This window comes from Corynebacterium aquilae DSM 44791 (genome assembly GCF_001941445.1).
Lineage (GTDB): Bacteria > Actinomycetota > Actinomycetes > Mycobacteriales > Mycobacteriaceae > Corynebacterium > Corynebacterium aquilae.
This window is the reverse complement of record NZ_CP009245.1, coordinates 2,427,743-2,445,939: the sequence shown is the minus strand read 5'-3', so window position 1 is coordinate 2,445,939 and position 18,197 is coordinate 2,427,743. Positions and strand designations below refer to the sequence as shown.

Sequence of the window (18,197 nt, the reverse complement as noted above, 5' to 3'; positions counted from 1 at the left end):
CAGCGCCACACATCGCAGACGCGCCCCAGCCGGGCGCGCGATGGGGGAGACGGCGGAATCACAAGCTCACCCAAGCGGGTGCAGCCTGTACACGGTGGGGCGGGCGCCTTTGGTTGTGGCAATTTGCTTCCAGTACTACACAGCACACTGCGGCGCAGCGCGCCACACACGACACCTTGCAAGAAAAGGAGGTGCCCCACATGTCCCCCCAGGTGCATCAGCACACCGACGAAAACCTCAATGACCACTCGGTCATGGACTACCTGGAGCAGGCCGAAGGCGTCGGCGAACACCCAGTTCGCCGCCACGGCATCGGCATGGTGGCCGGCGTTATTGCCGCCATCATCATCTACTACATCTTCCCGCACTCCGCCGTTGACACCGTCAACGCACTCAACCCCGATGCGGAAACCCCCTTCACCGACGGTGCACTGCGCATCACCGCAGCCACCGCGGTGCTCATGGGTATTTGGTGGATGACCGAAGCCATCCCGCTGGCGGCCACCGCCCTGGTGCCGCTGGTGATCTTCCCGCTGTCCCAGACCATCGCCTTCGGCAAACTGTCCGGACAGTACGCATCCCCCACCATCTTCCTGTTCATGGGCGGCTTCATCCTCGCCCTGGCCATGCAGCGCTGGAACCTCCACCGCCGACTCGCGCTGATCGTGGTGCTCGCAGTCGGCACCAAGCCCAAGCAGCTAGTCCTGGGCTTCATGCTGGCCACCGGCTTTTTGTCCATGTGGGTGTCCAACACCGCAACCGCAGTCGTCATGCTGCCGATCGGCCTGTCGATTGTCATGCTGACCGCCGACATCATGGGTGGTGTGGAAAAGCTCAAGAACTTCTCCACCGCACTCATGCTCGGCATCGCCTACTCGGCCTCCATTGGCTCCCTGGGCACCATCATCGGCACCCCGCCGAACGCCCTACTCCAGGGCTACCTGCAGGAATCCCACGACATCGTCATCGGTTTCGGCCGCTGGATGATGGTCGGCGTGCCCCTGGCAGTCGTCTTCCTCATCATCGCCTGGCTCGTTCTGGTCACCGTCTTCAAGCCCGAAATGAACGACATTCCCGGCGGCCGCGAGCTCATCAAGAAAGAACTCGACGACATGGGCAAGATGGGCCGCGGCGAAGTCATGACCGCCATCATCTTCCTCGGCGCCGCACTGAGCTGGGTCTTCATCCCGATCATCCTCAAGAAAACCGACAGCGACCTCGCCATCGCCGACGCCGCCATCGGCATGACCGCAGCCATGCTGCTGTTCATGATCCCCACCCGCCTGAAGAAGGGTGTGCGCCTCATCGACTGGGCAACCGCCTCCAAGCTCCCCTGGGACGTGCTGCTCCTGTTCGGCGGCGGCCTGGCACTGTCGAAGATGTTCTCGGAATCCGGCCTGTCCCTGTGGATCGGTGAGCAGGCAAAGGGCCTGTCCAGCCTGCCGACCATCCTGCTGATCGCCGCCATCGCAGCCATCATCATCTTCCTGACTGAGTTCACCTCCAACACCGCTACCGCCGCAGCCTTCCTGCCCATCATGGGCGGCGTCGCCGTCGGTATCGGCCTGACCGAGGCCACCCCGAACAACGTCATGCTGCTGTGCATCCCGGTCGCCCTGGCCGCAACCTGTGCATTCATGCTCCCCGTCGCAACCCCGCCGAACGCCATCGCCTTCGGTTCCGGTTACGTCAAGATCAACGAAATGGTCCGCGGTGGCCTGTGGCTGAACCTCATCGGTATCGTCCTGATCACCATCGTCACCTACTTCCTGGCCGTCCCCGTCTTCGGACTGGTGCTGTAACCCACAGCCAGTTCACCCCTCGCCAGCTGAAAACGCTGACGAGGGGTTTTCTTTTTGCTATCAATAGGACATGAAATTTTTAGGGGAAAACAAGAAGGCAAGGGTCAGCGTATTACTGGTCGCCATTATCGGCAGCTCAACAGCACTCGCTAGTTGCGCGAAAACCTCAACAACAAACGAAACCCGAACGTCTGAACCTGTAACCGTTCATGCGACACAAGACAATGGCTCTGGGCAAGAAACTGATCTCTCCGGGGTCACTTCCTTCATTAGGCCGTGCCGGGAAATCGATCAAAAAATCCTTGACGAAATCGGATTAACAAACCGTTTCGCCGAGGAAGACGGTGTTGAGTCGGGGGAGGGGAATTTTAGTTCGTGCTTGTTTAGGGGAGAAGGGGGCCAGGGATACTACAGCCTGGTTTCGGACGAAGTCACCAAAGAAGATGTAGTTGCAAAAGGCTTATTAATTAATTTCATGCCTGTCATTGAACTCAGTTCCAGAGTGTATTTTCTAGATTTCACCGACGGAACAGATATCAAAGACAACTGCCAAGCTTCGGTTGACACGGGGAGGGGGCGGTTGGGGGTTGGGTACGTCGGCCCATATGGAGAGAATGACGTGCAGCGTTATTGTGCAACCGTCGCGCAAATGATGTCGGACCTGCTGGTGCTTGAACCTCAGTTGATCGACGAACCAAAGTCTTGAGGATCTGCGTCTGAGAGTTATGGAGGTCAATCTACGTATTTGACCACCATTAAACGCAACTCGAGTTGGAGGTTATTTTGAGCTTAAAAATTGACCCTGAGCGTTTTGAAGCTGCTATCAAACGTGCGGACGACGGATATTTCAGGGCAGAGGAAATTGTGCACCTTAAACACCACTCCAATTTCAGGGGGCGGTTGTCTTCGGTGCCTGGGCTGGATGAGTTGACAGAGAGTCACGGCAATGTGCTCAGAGGAAGTGTTGGTTCAGCGCTCGAAGTGCTCCGAACCTATGCTCAGCAAATCGCTTGGTTCCGCGATGGTCTGCGATCAACCAACAGCGCCTTCGCTCAACAGGACTTTGTGACGAGCCAAGGTCTCGACAAGCTGTTCGGTGGCTTAAGCACCAGCCTCAAAGACCAAATCACATTTCCTGAACGCCCCGCTCCAGACTTCCAAGACTTTCCGTTCGCTCGTCCTTCCGCCGGTGGCTTCAGCCTGGAATCACTGTCTTCCGCATTTGCTGCCACCGACACCGGGGCGCTTGCCGCTATTGGTGAAGCTTGGCGTGATCTGTCGACGCAAGCTACCGAGCTGTCTGAAGACATCCGCTCTATCGCTAGTGACATCCTGGCAGCCAACGAAGGTGAAGCCATCGAAAACGCGGCTGCGCGAATTACAGAAATCGCCGATGCCGGAGCAGTATTTGCCTCCAATGCATCCACCATGGCTGGCTACTCCGACGCTATGGTCTCTATTCACAGTGCGGGCCAAGCCACCGTCGACGACGCACTGTTACAAGTTGCGCTGATCGAAGACCCCGAGGAAAGGGAAGCCGCTAAACGGCAGTTGTTAGGCGAATTCATCAGCTACTTCGATGGTGCTCTGCAAGAAGCAGTGCCCCCAATCAACAACTTGATGACCATGCCCGGATCCGGCGGCGGTGGTGGGGAAATCGCTTTGGCCGCCCACGCTAAAGGCAACGGCAAGGGCGGTATCAAAGCCACCGAGAACAAACCCGTAACCGGTGCTTCGGCCCTATCGGGCGCAGTCAACGCCCCGGGTGTAACTGGTGGCGCAACCCAAGGGCAGTTCGCCGGGGTCGAAAGCAACCTGGGCGACCTCAAAGGCATCGGCACCCAAGCCGCAAGCGCCACCGTCGGGCTTAACCCAGCAACCATCCCTGGAGTCGGTAACGGAACTGGCACCATTTCCCCACTGAACCCCGCAGGTGGCGTCGGCACCGGTGGGGGAGTCGGCCGCATCGGTGGCGGCGGATCGGGCGTATCGCTCAACCCGGTACCCATCACCCCGGGGCTTGGGCGGGCTGGGGCAGCCGGCCTTGGAGGCCTGGCAGCCCGGGGTTTGAACCCCGCAGAACTCCGAACCCCTGAGCTCGGATCCGGCCGACTGGGTGCCGTTGGCGGCACAAACGTAAACGGGGTTGGCGCGCCGGGTATTGGTGCTATGGGTGCCGGCATCGTTCCCGGTGGACTCCGTGGCGCAGGTGCTCATCGGGCATCGCTGAACCCAGTACTAGGCGGAAGCACCGGAAGCAGCGGCGGTGCGCACGGTTCGCGCCCGTCGCTACGCGGCACACCGACCTTGGGCGCAGTAGGTGGTGCTGCTGGACGGGGTATTTCTGGCGGCGCACTCGGCGGATCACGAAGCAGTGCTGGTCTGTCATCCGGGGCGCGCGGAGCCTTCGGCGGTGGACTTGCCACCGGCGGCAGCGGAGTAGCCTCGGGTACCGGTGGCGGAGCAACTGGCGCTACAAACACTGGTGCGGGCGCGGGCAACGGGGCTGGGCGCGCAACCCCAATGGTCGGCGGTGCCCCCTTAGCAGGAGGCCGTGGCGGCAGCCAGAACTCCAAAGGCCGCGCCGTACAAAAATCCCTCAACGAAATCGAGGAAGAAGAAAACCTCAAAGCCTTGCTAGGAGAACCCATCCGCTGGGTTGATAGCCACCTCGACTTCGGCAACCGCCCCCGCTAGCACGGCCTATTCCAGATGAGTTGAATGTCCGTTCCGACATGCACCAGCTTGTTGGACGGGCATAGGCTTAAATGCGTGACCAGCACCGATTTTTCCTCCCTCGCCCCCGAAATCCGCGCCGTATACGACACCATTGCCAAACGCCGAGATGTGCGCGCTGAATTCACGGGCGAAAAACTCGACGAACAGGTACTGATGCGGGTACTCACTGCGGCGCACAGCGCCCCCAGCGTGGGCAACTCCCACCCCTGGGACTTCGTGCTCATCGACGACCCACAGCGCCTCGCCGAGTTCGCAACCCACGTAGCGACCCGACGCCAAGCCTTTGCCGAAAGCCTGCCAGAACCACGCAAAGACGTCTTCAACCCCATCAAAGTCGAAGGCATCAGGGAATCAGGCCTAGGCGTGGTGGTGACCTACGACCCCACCCGCGGAGGACCGCACATTCTGGGCCGCCACACCATCGACGAAACGGGACTAATGTCTGCCGCGCTGGCCATCCAAAACCTATGGCTAGCAGCCACCGCTGAAGGCTTAGGCGTGGGCTGGGTCAGTTTCTACCAAGAAGAATTCCTCGCCGATTTCGTCGGATGCAAACAACCAGTACGACCAATCGCGTGGCTATGCCTGGGGCCAGTGACCCATTTAGAGGAAGTACCAGACTTGGAACGTTTCGGGTGGCGCAGCCGCCGGCCCCTGAAAGACGCAATACACCGGGACCATTTGGGAAGCTAAGCGTGGTGGCTCCTACCGTCGCGCCGGGTGGTGTTTGGCCTGCGCGGGTGGGGGTTGGTCGTTACGATGGGGCGTATGAGTTTTTATGACATTGAAGTGACCTTGAACAATGGTGTTGACACCACCATGGCGGATTGGCAGGGCCACTTGCTGTTGATCGTCAACACTGCCAGTGAGTGTGGTTTGACGCCGCAGTACGCGGGCTTGCAAGGCCTGTTTGAGCAGTACGCGCACCGGGGTTTGTTTGTCATTGGTATGCCGTGCAACCAGTTCGGCGCCCAGGAGCCGGGCAGTGATGAGGAAATCGCTGAGTTCTGTACCGCGAACTTTGGGGTGGGGTTCCCGCTGTTGAAAAAAGCTGACGTCAATGGTGAGAATGCGCACCCGCTGTTTAGCTACCTTAAAGAGCAGACCGGTGGGGAAGATGTGCACTGGAACTTCGAGAAGTTCCTGGTCAGCGAGGACGGTGAGGTGCTGGGTCGCTTCAGCCCCCAGACCGATACCGATGATGATGACTTGGTGGACATGATTGAGGGCAATCTGCCCATTTAGTCCGGATTCTCTAATGAGGCGCGTGCCCCGCTTTTAGTGTGGGGTGCGCGCCTTGCGCGTATGTGGAGGGTTATGCGGTGGCTAGGTGTTTGCGGGTGCGGTGTGGGGCGGTGCAAGGATTGGTCCACCAGATGCTGGCTGCCATGATGGCCGCACCACCGGCGATGAGAGTGCAGATAGTAATCGTGGGGCCAATGCCGATTGCGCTGCTGGCGAATCCGACAAGGGGATAGGTGATGAGATAGCAGGCGTGGGAGAGCGCGAATTGGGCGGCGAAGGTGGTGCTGCGTTGTTCGGCGGTGGTGTGTTGGGTGATTAGCCGGGAGGAGGGGGTGAGCATGGCGGATAATCCAGCACCGGTGATCAGCCAAGCAAGGCACAGGGTGGGCCAACTGAGGTGGGTGGTGGAAAGTAGGGCGCTGCTCATGGTGAGTAGTCCGGTGATGGCGGTGGCCGCCCCGGCGAGCATTACTCCGGTTTGCGGGGTGCGGGCGAGTATGCGGGGGAGGATGAGCGCGATGGCCATGGAGCCGATACCGAAGAAGGCTAGGAGGATTGCAACATCCGCTTGGGTGCGTCCGAGCTGGTTTTGCACGATGTCGGGGGTGGCGACAATGACGATGGACATTGGGGCGGCGATGGCGAGGTTGAGCCATGCCAGCCCGGTTAGCGCGCGGCTGCGGCGGAAGGTGCGCAGCCCGATGCCAGCGCGGTGGAAGAAGCTGCCTTGGGCGGGTTGAGGTGTGCGGGCGGCTGCGGGCAGTGCGGTGCTGGCCACGCAGGCTGCGGAGAACACGAATCCGGCGGCGGTGCCGACAAAGAGGTTGTGGTAGCTGGTGACGGTGAGCAGCGCTGCGGCCAGAAGGGGGCTTAACAGGGCCTCGGTGTCGTAGGCCAGGCGCGATAGTGACAGCGCTTGGGTGTAGGTCTCTTCGTCATCAAGCAGGCTGGGGATGAGCGCTTGAAAGCGCGGGGTGAAGGTGGCACTGGCGATTTGCAGGATAAAAATCAGTGCGTAGATCTGCCAGGCGTAGGTGACGAAGGGTAAACACAGGGCGATACCGGCCCGGATGATATCGCTGGCGATGAGTACTGCTTTGGTGTCGAAGCGATCGACCGCAGCCGCCATTAGTGGGGAGGCGAAGACGTAGGCGATCATTTTGACGCTCATTGCCAGCCCCATGATGGTGGCGGCGCGGGTGCCGCCGATATCGACCGCGAGTAATCCCAAAGCCACGGTGAGCAGGCCCGTGCCGATCAGTGCCACGAGGTGGGCTGAGAAAAGCCGCGCGTAGGCGCGATTGTTTAAGGGGGTGAGCATGCTCATGGTGGTGTGCCTTCGGCTTTTGGTGTGTGCCGTATCTAACGGTGGTGGGGTGGGATTTGGCCACCGGCGATGGCGTGTTCGGCTTGGCGGATGGCCTCGTGGGCCAGTGCGAGGGCGTGCTCATCGACCAGCCGGTAGAGCACACTGGTGCCTTCCTGGCGGGTGGTGACGAGTCGGGCGAAGCGCATTTTTGCCAGGTGTTGGCTCACCCCGGAGGGCTTTTTTCCGACCAGTTCCGCCAGGGCGTTGACGCCGAGTTCGCCGTGTTTTTCCAGCTCGAGGATGATGGCGAGGCGGGTGGGGTCGGCGAGGATGCGCATGACCTCGGCGGCCATGGCGATGAGATCGGGGCTTACCTCATTAATTTCACTATCTGCGTGCATACGCGGATAGTAGCACGGGTTTGGTCTAGAAGAACTTCCACCCGTGTCTCACCGCACCGCGATGTGGGGCGGGGTGAGGAGGGTGGTGGTTGGAGGGCGGCCTGTGAAGAACCCATGGCAAACGAGGGCGAGCGCCCCCGTTCTGCCGGCGGGGTAGGGGGTTTGGTGTGGCGCATGTTTTGCGGGCCCATTGGGTAGCCATCAAGATGAAAATAAAACCCACCCCCATATGGGGGTGGATGGGCTGCGCGGTGGACTTTATTTTGGTGCCGATATCCAGGGGGTTTGATTAAGGATGTGCGTACTTGCCCGCAGTTTTGAAAAGGATACATTTGCTAAAGATTGCCTATGCTGCTCTAATCTGACCTCAATCAAAAGGATGATCCCGCGCTCATTCGCCATGCCTACCCGACAGCTGACATTTGCAGCCATTCCCGGCAATGCGCCAGGGTGCGGATCAATCCGACAATGACAGGACTTTCAAGGAGTTTTGATGACCACCAAGCGCGTGATCCTGGGTAGCCTTCTGGCAGCCAGCGCCCTCGCCATCTCGGCGTGCAGCAACGCAGCCAACGATGCCGACACGATCGCCACCGAAGCCTCCGCTGTTGCCACCAAGGCACAGGAAGCCAAGGACAAGGCCGACGCCGACAAGGGTGCTGTCACCTTCACCGACGTCAAGGGCCGCACCGTGACCCTGGACAAGGCCCCGGAGCGCGTCATCCTCGGCGAAGGCCGTGGCGTGTTCGCCACCTCCATCCTGGATAAGGACCACCCGCTGGATAAGGTCGTCGCCTGGGGCTCTGACCTGAAAAACGCCGCCCCCACCTGGTACGCCAACTTCATGGAAGCCGTCCCGGAGGCCAAGGATCTGCCCGAAATCGGCAACATGGCCAAGGGTGATGTCACCGTCGAAAACCTGCTGTCCTTCAACCCCGACCTGGTGGTTATGACCGCCGACCACTACGACGGCGCGCAGACCAACGGTTTGCTCGACAAGATGGATGCCGCCGGCATCAACTATGTTGTCACCGACTTCCGCCAGCACCCGCTGGAAAACACCACCAAGTCCGTTGCCCTGCTCGGTGAGGTCTTCGGCAAGCAGGACAAGGCCAAGCAGTTCAACGACGAGTGGACCACCAAGGTTGACGCCGTGAAGAAGACCGCAGAAGGCCTGGATGACAAGCCGTCCACCTTCATCTGGCGCGCCGCCGGCCTGAAGGACTGCTGCTCCACCGTGAACAAGTCCAACCTCGGTGAGCTCGTTGACGCCGCCGGCGGCAAGAACCTCGGCGACACCCTGCTGGACACCGAGTCCGGCGACGTCACCGCCGAGAAGCTCATCGCTGAGCAGCCGGACGCCATCATCGCCACCGGTGGCTCCTGGGCCGCCAAGAAGGACAAGCCGGAAGCTGTCCCGCACGCCAACTTGGGTTACGACACCGATGAGGCCACCGCCCAGGCCACCCTGCAGGGCCTGCTGGCAACCCCCGGTTTCGACGAGCTGAAAGCCCCGAAGGACGATGAGTTCTTCGCCGTGTGGCACCAGTTCTACGACTCCCCCTTCAACTACATCGCCCTTGAGCAGTTCGCTAAGTGGCTGCACCCCGAAGACTTCAAGGACCTCGACCCCCAGAAGGACCTGGAGCAAGCCCACGAGAAGTACGTGCCGTTCAAGGCTAAGGGCACCTTCTTCGTCAAAGACAACGTGAAGGACAACGCTTAAGTGACCTCGTCGCAAGCACTAATCGTCTCCCACAGGCGCCGCACCTGGCGCCGGTGGGGGATTATTGGTTTTCTCACCCTGTTAGCACTCACCGCCTTCGTCACCTCCACCGTTGTTGGCCCCATCAACCTCGGCTTCCGCGAGGTCGTCATGGGCATCATTAACCCCAGCTCTCTCAGCCAGCAAAACCACACCGTGCTGTGGAAACTGCGCCTGCCCATGAGCGTGATGGCACTACTGGTCGGCATGAGCTTGAGCCTGGCCGGCGCACAAATGCAGACCATCCTCGGCAACCCCCTGGCGGAACCCTTCACCCTGGGAATCAGCGCCGCCAGCGCCTTCGGTGGCGCAGCCGCCATCGTGCTGGGCGTAGTCATCATCCCTGTGCCCCAGTTCAACCTCGCCGCCGTCGCCTGGGCTTCAGCGATGATCGCCACCTTGATCATCGTGCTTGCAGCCGTCTTTCGTGGCGCATCCGCAGAAACCATGATTCTCCTCGGTATCGGCCTGGTGTTCTTCTTCCAGGCCATGCTCAGCCTCATGCAATACTCCGCCAGCACCGAGGCCCTCCAGCAGATCGTGTTCTGGACCATGGGATCGATGACCCGCGCCACCTGGCTCGGCAACGGCATCATCGCCGGAGTCCTACTGCTCAGCTTGCCGATCTTCATGATCTTGAGCTGGCGTCTCACCGCCCTGCGCCTGGGCGATGCCCGCGCCATGGCCATGGGCGTCAACGTCTCCCGGCTGCGCATCATCGTGCTGATCCTGGTGAGCCTTTTGGCCGCCACCACGGTCGCGTTTTCCGGAATCATCGGCTTCATCGGCCTGGTTGGCCCCCACATTGCCCGCATCCTGGTGGGCGAAGACCAGCGCTACTTCATCCCGGCCTCCATGGCCTCAGGCGCGCTCGTGCTCACCGTCGCACACGCCGCATCCCTGATGATCAAGCCCGGTCTTGCCATCCCGATCGGCATCATCACCGCCGTGATCGGTGTTCCCTTCTTCATCCTCATCATCATGACCAGGAAGCGGGCCAACTGGTGAGCAACAACCAACAGAACCCCACCACCGCGCACACCCACACCCCTGCAAGCCAAGCAGATGCCATCAGGCGCGCCCAATTCGAAGAAATGCAGCGCACAGTCGGCAAACTCCCAGCAGAGCATGAAGCTACGGTGGTAGACCCGAATGCCATGAAGCTGACCATCGAAGACCTCGAATGCGGCTACGGCAAGAAAACCGTCCTAGAAAAATTCACCCCACGCCCCTTAACCGGTGGGAAAGTAGTGGGACTGCTTGGCCCCAACGCCAGTGGTAAATCCACCATGATCAAAACCCTGGCAGGCGTGCACCGCAAGAACAGCGGCCATGTCAGCCTGGTCAAAGATGGCAAAGCCATCACCGGTAAAGCCCTGCGCAAGCACATCGGTTATGTACCCCAGGACCTTCCCGGCAGCGCCAGCCTGACCGCCTTCGAAACGGTGCTTGTCGCCGCTCGTCGTGCCACCACTAAGGGCAGCCCCCAGCAAAACGCCGCCGATACCATGGTGGAACTCGGCATAGGGCACATCGCCGATTCCTACATCGGTGAGCTTTCTGGTGGCCAGCGTCAGCTCGTCGCCGTCGCACAAATGCTGGTCGCGCACCCCGACGTGATGCTCCTTGACGAGCCGACCAGTGCGCTGGATCTGCACCGCCAGCTGTACCTGTTGAACCTGGTGCGCGAACGCACACGGGCCAACCAGGGCATCACCATGGTCGCCATTCACGACATCAACCTAGCCGCCCGCTTCTGTGACGAACTGCTGGTCATGCGCCAGGGAACCATCATCGCCCAGGGCGCTCCCTGCGACACCCTGAACGAAGGCCTCATCAAGACCGTCTACGATGTGGCCGCCGAGATTCTGGACCACGAGGGGACGCCAGTTGTTAGTCCGGTAGGGCTGTGAATTTTTGGTTGATCCAGAGTCGCTTTAGTTGAGCGAACGTGACGATAATCGGGGACGGTGTGCCCCGGAGTTTAATGCACTAAAAATCATATTTAAGCACTTTGTAAAAAGTTTTTCTTGGTTCAGAGACTGCATGAGTGGAAATAGTTCCGAAAGTGGTATTGCTGGCTGTGATGGTTGCTGAGTATCAACTAGAATGCCCACCGCTTTCGAGAAGCCCCTTCCTGCGAAAAAGAATGCGAAAAACTAGATGAAATTATTGATAATCCGTTTACTGTGTAGGTAGGTGATCAATAGTCTGTGGGAAAGGAGGGTGATTCTAATTGTGCAAGCGATCAGTCCAAATGTAAATAGAATGTATAGGATTGACTGCATTTTGCTCATTCCTGAGTAGGTCTCAAATGTTGTGCCGAATATAATTGTTAGGCACATTACGTCATAAACGATAAGGAAGGGTTTGAAATACTGGGCGAACTCGATTACTTGTTCGATAAAAGAATTGCTTGGAAATTTCTCCGATGACTTTGACGAGGGGGCGAATGCGGAGGTTAGTTGGTATGCTTTTTTGAAAAGATGGGTTAAAAGTAGAGGGATGATCGCAAAAAGGAAAATGTAAATAAAGAAAGGTTTTGGATCGATTAGTAGATTCAATTCCGAGTATGGGATGGAAAGGGCTTCGCAGCTGTTGAAAGCTCCGGCTTTGTAGTAAAAGGGGATGATGAGTGGGGTGCTTGAAAAAATTGTGGTAGCGAGAATGTGGAAAATTATTCCAGCAGGAGAAAAAAACATCCTGCTGCTCGAATAGAGGCAAGTTGCGGATTTGTGGATTTGATCTATTGCCGTCCATCCTAATTCAAGGATGAACCAGCAAAGAGGGGCCACGAGTAGCCAGGAGGTGAGTAGGCGTAGATTGGAGTGATCGGCGTCGGGATCCTGCTCGAATAAAAGCGCAATCGTAACCGATAATAATAGGAAAGCGACCTGTTTGGCGCTGGAGTTGGAGCGGGAACTTGTTCGTACTGTAGGTTCTTTCGCGAATGCTGGGTATGTCAGTAGGCTAGCTGCGGAAGCGGTTAGCGAGCTGAGGAGAATAAAAACTAAGGTCGCCTGGGCTAAAGCTAAGGCTAGGATATTCCACCAAACGAGTGGTGAAATGTCCACTCCGAAAGTGTTAAGAAAAAATTGTTTAATCTCTTGACATGAAGGGGGGTAGTACTCGTTTACCCCTTTTCGGCTTGCTAGGATGTCAAAATCTTGCATTTTGATCTATCTTTAGAATGCGTAATCGCCGGAGCTTGGCCTCTAATATGTGTAAGGTAGTTACTCCTTGGTAAATCGAATATGTTGGTTTAGGGTTTTGGGATTGATGCTTGAAGGCTGGGATATTCAAAGAGGGCTCGCTTAGTTGAGGTATTTAAGTCCAATTCCTTACTATGATTTCTACGGACCCGGCCCTGCGACTGGCATTCGAATTAATCATTCGATTTGCTGGAACAACTAATGCTGAGTATCCCTCGTAAAGCTGATGGATTAGCGGCACATCGTGGTTCGTCATAACAACCCTGCATCCACGCGCATCCAAGTCTCGGAAGAGTGTGGCTAGGCGCTCGTGATCCTCAAGCCCAAAACCTTCTTTGGCGTAGTTAGTGAAGGAATCGAACTTTAACGGTGCGTAAGGGGAGTCGAGGAAGACGAAATCGCCCTCTTTGGCTTTTTCACAAGCGTCGACGAAGTCTCCAGTCAAGATCTCGGTATTTGCCAGTGATTCCGCTGCTGCATGGATGTTTTCGGGCGAAAGGCTCGGCCTGGATGAGCCGTTGAAGGGGACATTGAACTCGCCGGATCGATTTACTCTGAACAGGCCGTTGAAGCACCGGTGGTTAATGACCATAAAAAGTGCGGCGTTTTTTAGGTCGTAGGTGTCGCTGGTGAGGCCTTCATTGAACTGCGAGCGCAGTTGGTAGTAGTACTGCTTTTGCTCGTCCTTGTCGGCTGGAGTTGCTTCTTCAATCTCGCTCACTAGTTGTATTAGCCCCTCCGCATCATCCTTGATCGTCTGATACAGGTTCGTGACTGCAGGGTTGATGTCGTTAAGGACTGCATGCTGAGGTGCGAGATCGAAAAAAACCGCTCCGCCACCGAGAAAAGGTTCGAAGTAGTTTTCGAAGGATTCGGGATAAAGCTTGCGGAGCTCGGGGAGGAGTTGGCGTTTGCCGCCTGCCCACTTAATGAATGGTTTAGCGCGCATAGTCAAGAGTTTTCCCTTTGCTGATCTCGTTTGATTTTCGTCGGAGATTTCTCTGACGAAAAGCGTGGTGAGATGCCCTTTTGCTACCGTTGAGAAGGTCGTTTTTACGCTCCGACATTACACGCGATTTGGTGGAGTTTCTAATCGTGGCATTCACCCTGGGGTGCCGCTGTTTGTGTTGCCTGTAGTTGATGATCGGTGTTGTCTATCGCGTGAAATGGCGGATTTTCAAAAGGACGTTCGATGGATTTTGGGATTGGATTCGTGTCGTCGCTTAATCTGGTGACGTCAATTGTTCGAAATGTCTGTCGGAAGGAATGAGATGGCTAAAGGGAAGCAGTCCAAAGCGGTTCAGCTGCTCGAAAGTGAGGCCGACGAGCTGAAGGGCTTGCTGCGCGAGAAGCCGAAGAGCGGAAAACTCGGCGCCTACGATCTGGGTTGGCTCAAGCTTTTTCGGGACAACAACTACCTCGACGTCATTGAGCGTGAGGGATTTTTCCGAATCTCCCCGACCGAGATCAAAGATGGCTCGGGCATGGAGCCCAGGTTGATGTGCAAGCACGACTTCCGTTCTGCTCAGCCGGAGATCTTCCGGCAGGAGAATCTGTCTATCCTTCCACTCACCCGGACTGAGTACGTTGTCGGCCGGTTCGACACTTTCCATGAGTTTCCGGATGTTAGTGATCTGGAAATCACGTACATCGACATCCCTGAGGATATTGAGTCTCTGGACTTTAATGACCTAACCAGTGAAGCGGTGGCCTTGAATGCTGCAAGTATTGCTGGCATTTTTGAAGACTTCCTTGGCGAGGAAAGGGCTGTTCAGACTCTGAGCGGTCGTATGTCTACTCGCCCCATGAAGGTGGATCTGGCGATTCCTTCGGGACGTATTGATTTCGAAGTCAATACGCAGATGGAGCTCGATGCCGGGTTTGAAACCGAGAACAGTCTCGTGCTGGTTGAAGCGAAGAATAAGCTGCCTGACGACTTCAATATCCGTCAGGTCTACTACCCATATCTTCGTTTTGCGCAGCAGGTGTCCAAGCCGGTTCGAAACCTGTATGTCACTTACTCGAACGGTGTGTTTACCGTGTACGAGTTCACTTTCCGTGATCTTCACGACCTGCAGTCCATTGAGAATGGCAAGGTCAAGCGCTATAAGCTCCGCAGCCGTCGTCTGACCTTGGAGGTCATTCGGGAGCTGGCGAAGGCCGCTCCCGCAAGGCCTTCTATCGTTGCGCCCTTCCCTCAGGCCGATCGCTTCGATCGCGTCATTAATATTTGTGAGACTTTGGTCGACAGGGGGCAGATGCCGGTGTCTGAGATCCCAGAAGACCACGGCTTCGTCCAGCGTCAAGCCAACTATTACGTTTCTGCCGGCACGTACGTGGGCCTCCTGGAAAATACTGCTGGTGAAGTGGAGCTTAGCGAAGCGGGCAGGAAAGTCATGGAGGAAGGGGACATGGCTTCTCGCCAGAAGGGACTTATTTCCATGATCCTGGCAGATTCCACCTTCCGGAAAGCTTTCCTCAAGCACGAAAACCCCCAGGAACTCACGCTGCCGGAGGTTCGGGAGATTCTTGCGGAGGAGCATCCCGAGTTGAGTGAATCCACGTGTGGACGTCGTGCGCAGACGGTTATGGCTTGGATTCGCTGGATTCTTGCGCAGGTTGAGTCCTAGGGAGTCCTTGCCGAGCTAGAGCTGAATAGGGGAGAAGACGACTTTTTTTAAACCTTTGAGTTTGCTTTTCAAGGTCGTCTATCTCGCTTCGACGAGTCGTATTTGGCGGTGGGTTGAGTGTCGTTTTAGGCACTTGACCCGCCGCTTTTGTCTGCGCTTTTGGGGTGGAAGCTGGGGGTGGATGTGGTTTGAAGGGGCCGAATTCTCTCTTCTGGGGTGTGTATGAAGTTTTTCTAAAAAGCCTTGAAAGAGAACGTGTGCTGTGTAACATTGCACACAGCATGTGATCTGCGCTGCAATGTGAGGGGCCGAGCCAGCCCCTGCTTTCCCTTAATTTGCGGAGGCCAACGTGGATATTCTCGTAAAAATCAGTGATGGGCTTTGGAATCCGATGGCGTACTTTGCGCTATTGGTCGGTCTCATCTTCACCATCGTCATTGGTGCGGCACAGTTTCGTCTTCTGCCGCACACTCTGACTCTCATCTTCCGTCCCAGCAAAGACTCGGACGGTATTGCTCCCTTCCAGGCACTGTTCCTCACCATTGCTTCGCGTGTCGGCGTGGGCAATATTGCCGGTGTCGGTACCGCGGTCTACGCCGGTGGTCCGGGCGCCATGTTCTGGATGTTTATCGTCGCACTGCTTGGTGCTGCGAGTTCCTTCGCGGAGTCCGCTCTCGCACAGGTTTACAAGCGTCGCATTGGCGGCGAGCACCGCGGTGGTATGCCCTTCTATGTTCGCCACGGACTGCGAATCAAATGGTTGGCCGCACTGTTGGCCATCATGACTGCGGTTGGCTACGGCATTCTTTTCCCCGGTGTGCAGTCCAACAACATCGCTGCTTCCATGAACACCGCCTTTAATATCAATCCCTGGGTAACTGCAGTGGTAGTGACCGGCATTCTCGGCGTGGTGATTTTCGGCGGAACCCGGCGCATCGTCTGGGCGGCCGATTTGATGGTCCCGATCATGGCGGCTCTTTACATCTTGGTTGCAATTGCGGTGCTGGTGGTCAACTACGACCAGGTTATTCCCACCTGTCAGCTCATCATTGCTAGCGCATTCGGCAAAGACGCGGTCTTTGGCGGAATGGCTGGTGCTGCTGTGGCATGGGGCGTTCGTCGCGCCGTCTTCTCCAACGTTGCTGGTGTGGGTGAAGGTACCTACGCTTCCGCCGCGGCCTCTGTTCAGCACCCCGCGCAGCAGGGTCTGGTCCAGTCCTTCTCGATCTTCATCGACACCTGCATCGTGTGCTTCGCTACCGGTGCAATGCTCATCATTACCGAGTCCTACAACGTCAAGGATGCCGACGGAAACAACATCGTGGAGCACCTTTCCGGCGTCGATGCGGGATCTGCGTACACCCAAAACGCCGTGGATTCTCTGTTGCCGGGCTTCGGCTCCCAGTTTGTGGCGATCGCGCTGTTCTTCTTCGCATTCACCACTTTGATCGCATTCTTCTACATCACTTACACCAACTATGTCTTCCTTTTCGGCGGAAAGCCCAACAAGGTCGTGGATTTCGCAATTAAGGCTGGTCTGCTGGCGATGACCTTCTACGGTGCGGTCGAGTCTGCAGACGTTATTTGGACCATCGGCGACATTGGTTATGCGTCGCTTGGCTGGGTCAACATGATCTGCATCCTGTTGCTGATTCCGGTCGTGCGCAAAGTCATTGTGGACTACGACCGCAAGCGCAAGTCAGGTGAGGAAATGTGCTTCCGCCCCTCGGAGTTGGGCATCAAGGGTGCAACCTTCTGGGAGTCCACCTGTGAGGCTGAGCAGAATCGCCTTGACGAAATCGCCTACCAGCCGCACGTCGGCGCAGCATCTGGCGAGACCGGCGTGCACCCGGTGCCGAGCGCGGAAATCACCTTCCGTCACTTTGTGGAGCCCGATCCAGCACATCCGAAGCGCAAGGACGACTAACAAAAAGCTCTTAGGGCTTTGGAAAAAGGCTTTCTGAGCTGTGGTTACGGAAAAATCTACGAAAAACTGACAAAAACTAGTGCAATGTAAAATTTTACATGGTACGTTCAGAGACGTGGATCACTGCTAACCACAAACGCGGTGGTTGAGGCGGCTCCCTCAACCACCGCACCCCACACTCAACACACTTCCCCTTCCCGAAAGGACCACAACAATGGCTGAAAAGACCCAACCCTGGCACGGCGTACTCGTTGCAACCGCTCTTCCCTTCAAGGAAGACCTGTCCGTCGACTACGACGCATTCGCAGAGCATGTCGCATGGCTCGCTGAAAACGGCTGCGATGGCGTTGCCCCCAACGGTTCCCTCGGTGAATACCAGAACCTCACCGACGAAGAGCGCGCAAAGGTTGTTGAGGTTGCCGTCCAGGCCGCGCCGGAAGGCTTCACCGTGATGCCTGGTGTCGGTGCCTACGGCGGACTTCAGACCCAGCGCTGGGCTGAGCAGGCTGCAGAGGCCGGCGCACAGGCACTGATGCTGCTGCCTCCGAACTCCTACCGCGCCAACGAAGAAGAAGTTGTCGACCACTACCGCCGCGCAGCTTCCGCAGGCCTGCCGATCGTGGCATACAACAACCCCATCGACACCAAGGTCGACCTGACCCCGCAGCTCATCGCACGCCTGCACAACGAGGGCTACATCGTTGGTGTGAAGGAATTCTCCGGTGACGTGCGTCGTGCCTACGAAATCAAGGAGCTGGCCCCCACTATGGACCTGCTCATCGGCACCGATGACACGGTTCTCGAAATGGGTGTGGCTGGTGCAGTCGGATGGGTGGCTGGCTACCCCAACGCCTTCCCGCAGACCATGTGCGAACTCTACAACCTGTCCACCAGCGGCAAGACCGAAGACCTGGAGCGTGCGAAGAAGCTCTACGCAGAGAGCCACTCCCTGCTCCGTTGGGACTCTAAGACCGAGTTCGTTCAGGCCATCAAGCTGTCCATGGACATCGCCGGTCGAAAGGGTGGCGCTTGCCGACCGCCCCGTGGCCCGCTGTCCGACGCCATCCGCCAGCGCGTGACTGCAGACACCGAAAACGTGATCAAGCTCGGCTACAAGTAAGTAGCGTGACAACTCACGAGAGATAAACATTTCGGAAAGGAGGCTAT

The 18,197-nt window shown here is 57.4% G+C and carries 15 protein-coding genes; 11 read left to right on the top strand and 4 right to left on the bottom strand.

The features are described 5' to 3' along the window. The first annotated feature begins 254 nt into the window (after positions 1 to 254). The 5 genes from CAQU_RS10390 (at position 255) to CAQU_RS10370 (ending at position 5,786) form a co-directional block, all read left to right on the top strand. On the top strand, positions 255 to 1,802 hold the full coding sequence (locus tag CAQU_RS10390) for an SLC13 family permease (protein WP_075728698.1): 1,548 nt from the start codon (positions 255 to 257) through the stop codon (positions 1,800 to 1,802). Between the two features lie 70 nt (positions 1,803 to 1,872). Then, positions 1,873 to 2,508, top strand: coding sequence for a DUF3558 family protein (locus CAQU_RS10385; protein WP_075727500.1), 636 nt, complete (start codon positions 1,873 to 1,875; stop codon positions 2,506 to 2,508). A 359-nt stretch (positions 2,509 to 2,867) separates the two neighbouring features. Further along, a complete protein-coding gene (locus CAQU_RS10380) occupies positions 2,868 to 4,499 on the top strand; it encodes a hypothetical protein (protein ID WP_157108996.1) in 1,632 nt (543 codons plus the stop codon). Between the two features lie 51 nt (positions 4,500 to 4,550). Then, positions 4,551 to 5,234 carry a 5,6-dimethylbenzimidazole synthase gene (gene bluB, locus CAQU_RS10375; protein ID WP_425429708.1) on the top strand — a complete coding sequence of 228 codons (684 nt, stop codon included), beginning with the start codon at positions 4,551 to 4,553 and terminating at the stop codon, positions 5,232 to 5,234. 75 nt (positions 5,235 to 5,309) lie between these two features. Beyond that, the gene (locus tag CAQU_RS10370; RefSeq protein ID WP_075727496.1) at positions 5,310 to 5,786 is read left to right on the top strand and encodes a glutathione peroxidase; all 477 of its coding nucleotides are present in this window, start codon (positions 5,310 to 5,312) and stop codon (positions 5,784 to 5,786) included. A 70-nt stretch (positions 5,787 to 5,856) separates the two neighbouring features. Here the strand turns inward: CAQU_RS10370 and CAQU_RS10365 are convergent, their stop codons facing one another. Next, on the bottom strand, positions 5,857 to 7,113 hold the full coding sequence (locus CAQU_RS10365) for an MFS transporter (RefSeq protein WP_157108995.1): 1,257 nt from the start codon (positions 7,111 to 7,113) through the stop codon (positions 5,857 to 5,859). Positions 7,114 to 7,148: 35 nt separating this feature from the next. Further along, positions 7,149 to 7,496, bottom strand: a complete 348-nt coding sequence (locus CAQU_RS10360) for an ArsR/SmtB family transcription factor (protein ID WP_075727494.1) — start codon at positions 7,494 to 7,496, stop codon at positions 7,149 to 7,151. Positions 7,497 to 7,989: 493 nt separating this feature from the next. On the opposite strand from CAQU_RS10360, the gene CAQU_RS10355 reads away from it, so the two are divergent. The 3 genes from CAQU_RS10355 (at position 7,990) to CAQU_RS10345 (ending at position 11,174) form a co-directional block, all read left to right on the top strand. Beyond that, complete coding sequence (locus CAQU_RS10355) at positions 7,990 to 9,222, top strand: ABC transporter substrate-binding protein (protein WP_075727492.1); 1,233 nt, start codon at positions 7,990 to 7,992, stop codon at positions 9,220 to 9,222. Continuing rightward, entirely contained in the window at positions 9,223 to 10,269 is a 1,047-nt protein-coding gene (locus tag CAQU_RS10350) for a FecCD family ABC transporter permease (protein WP_075727490.1), read from the top strand. It begins immediately after the preceding gene. A gap of 149 nt (positions 10,270 to 10,418) precedes the next feature. Beyond that, positions 10,419 to 11,174 (top strand): ABC transporter ATP-binding protein, encoded by a 756-nt coding sequence (locus tag CAQU_RS10345; RefSeq protein WP_075728692.1) that lies wholly within the window; start codon positions 10,419 to 10,421, stop codon positions 11,172 to 11,174. Positions 11,175 to 11,420: 246 nt separating this feature from the next. Here the strand turns inward: CAQU_RS10345 and CAQU_RS10340 are convergent, their stop codons facing one another. Both CAQU_RS10340 and CAQU_RS10335 read right to left on the bottom strand, forming a co-directional pair. Continuing rightward, entirely contained in the window at positions 11,421 to 12,335 is a 915-nt protein-coding gene (locus tag CAQU_RS10340; RefSeq protein WP_157108994.1) for a hypothetical protein, read from the bottom strand. Between the two features lie 253 nt (positions 12,336 to 12,588). After that, entirely contained in the window at positions 12,589 to 13,422 is an 834-nt protein-coding gene (locus tag CAQU_RS10335; protein ID WP_075727486.1) for a DNA adenine methylase, read from the bottom strand. Positions 13,423 to 13,744: 322 nt separating this feature from the next. Between CAQU_RS10335 and CAQU_RS10330 the strand changes: the two genes are divergently transcribed. From CAQU_RS10330 to CAQU_RS10320, 3 genes are all read left to right on the top strand, one after another. Then, positions 13,745 to 15,103 (top strand): type II restriction enzyme, encoded by a 1,359-nt coding sequence (locus CAQU_RS10330; RefSeq protein WP_075727484.1) that lies wholly within the window; start codon positions 13,745 to 13,747, stop codon positions 15,101 to 15,103. A 349-nt stretch (positions 15,104 to 15,452) separates the two neighbouring features. Beyond that, positions 15,453 to 17,030: an alanine/glycine:cation symporter family protein gene (locus CAQU_RS10325; protein ID WP_075727482.1), complete on the top strand. Its 1,578-nt coding sequence runs from the start codon at positions 15,453 to 15,455 to the stop codon at positions 17,028 to 17,030. A gap of 214 nt (positions 17,031 to 17,244) precedes the next feature. Continuing rightward, positions 17,245 to 18,150 (top strand): dihydrodipicolinate synthase family protein, encoded by a 906-nt coding sequence (locus tag CAQU_RS10320; RefSeq protein ID WP_075727480.1) that lies wholly within the window; start codon positions 17,245 to 17,247, stop codon positions 18,148 to 18,150. Positions 18,151 to 18,197 lie beyond the last annotated feature (47 nt).

Coding starts and splice junctions, on each gene's coding strand:
- CAQU_RS10365 (WP_157108995.1), bottom strand. CDS start 7,113: ATGAGCATGCTCACCCCCTTAAACAATCGCGCCTACGCGCGGCTTTTC.
- CAQU_RS10345 (WP_075728692.1), top strand. CDS start 10,419: ATGAAGCTGACCATCGAAGACCTCGAATGCGGCTACGGCAAGAAAACC.
- CAQU_RS10385 (WP_075727500.1), top strand. CDS start 1,873: ATGAAATTTTTAGGGGAAAACAAGAAGGCAAGGGTCAGCGTATTACTG.
- CAQU_RS10370 (WP_075727496.1), top strand. CDS start 5,310: ATGAGTTTTTATGACATTGAAGTGACCTTGAACAATGGTGTTGACACC.
- CAQU_RS10320 (WP_075727480.1), top strand. CDS start 17,245: ATGGCTGAAAAGACCCAACCCTGGCACGGCGTACTCGTTGCAACCGCT.
- CAQU_RS10330 (WP_075727484.1), top strand. CDS start 13,745: ATGGCTAAAGGGAAGCAGTCCAAAGCGGTTCAGCTGCTCGAAAGTGAG.
- CAQU_RS10390 (WP_075728698.1), top strand. CDS start 255: ATGGACTACCTGGAGCAGGCCGAAGGCGTCGGCGAACACCCAGTTCGC.
- CAQU_RS10335 (WP_075727486.1), bottom strand. CDS start 13,422: ATGCGCGCTAAACCATTCATTAAGTGGGCAGGCGGCAAACGCCAACTC.
- CAQU_RS10360 (WP_075727494.1), bottom strand. CDS start 7,496: ATGCACGCAGATAGTGAAATTAATGAGGTAAGCCCCGATCTCATCGCC.
- CAQU_RS10355 (WP_075727492.1), top strand. CDS start 7,990: ATGACCACCAAGCGCGTGATCCTGGGTAGCCTTCTGGCAGCCAGCGCC.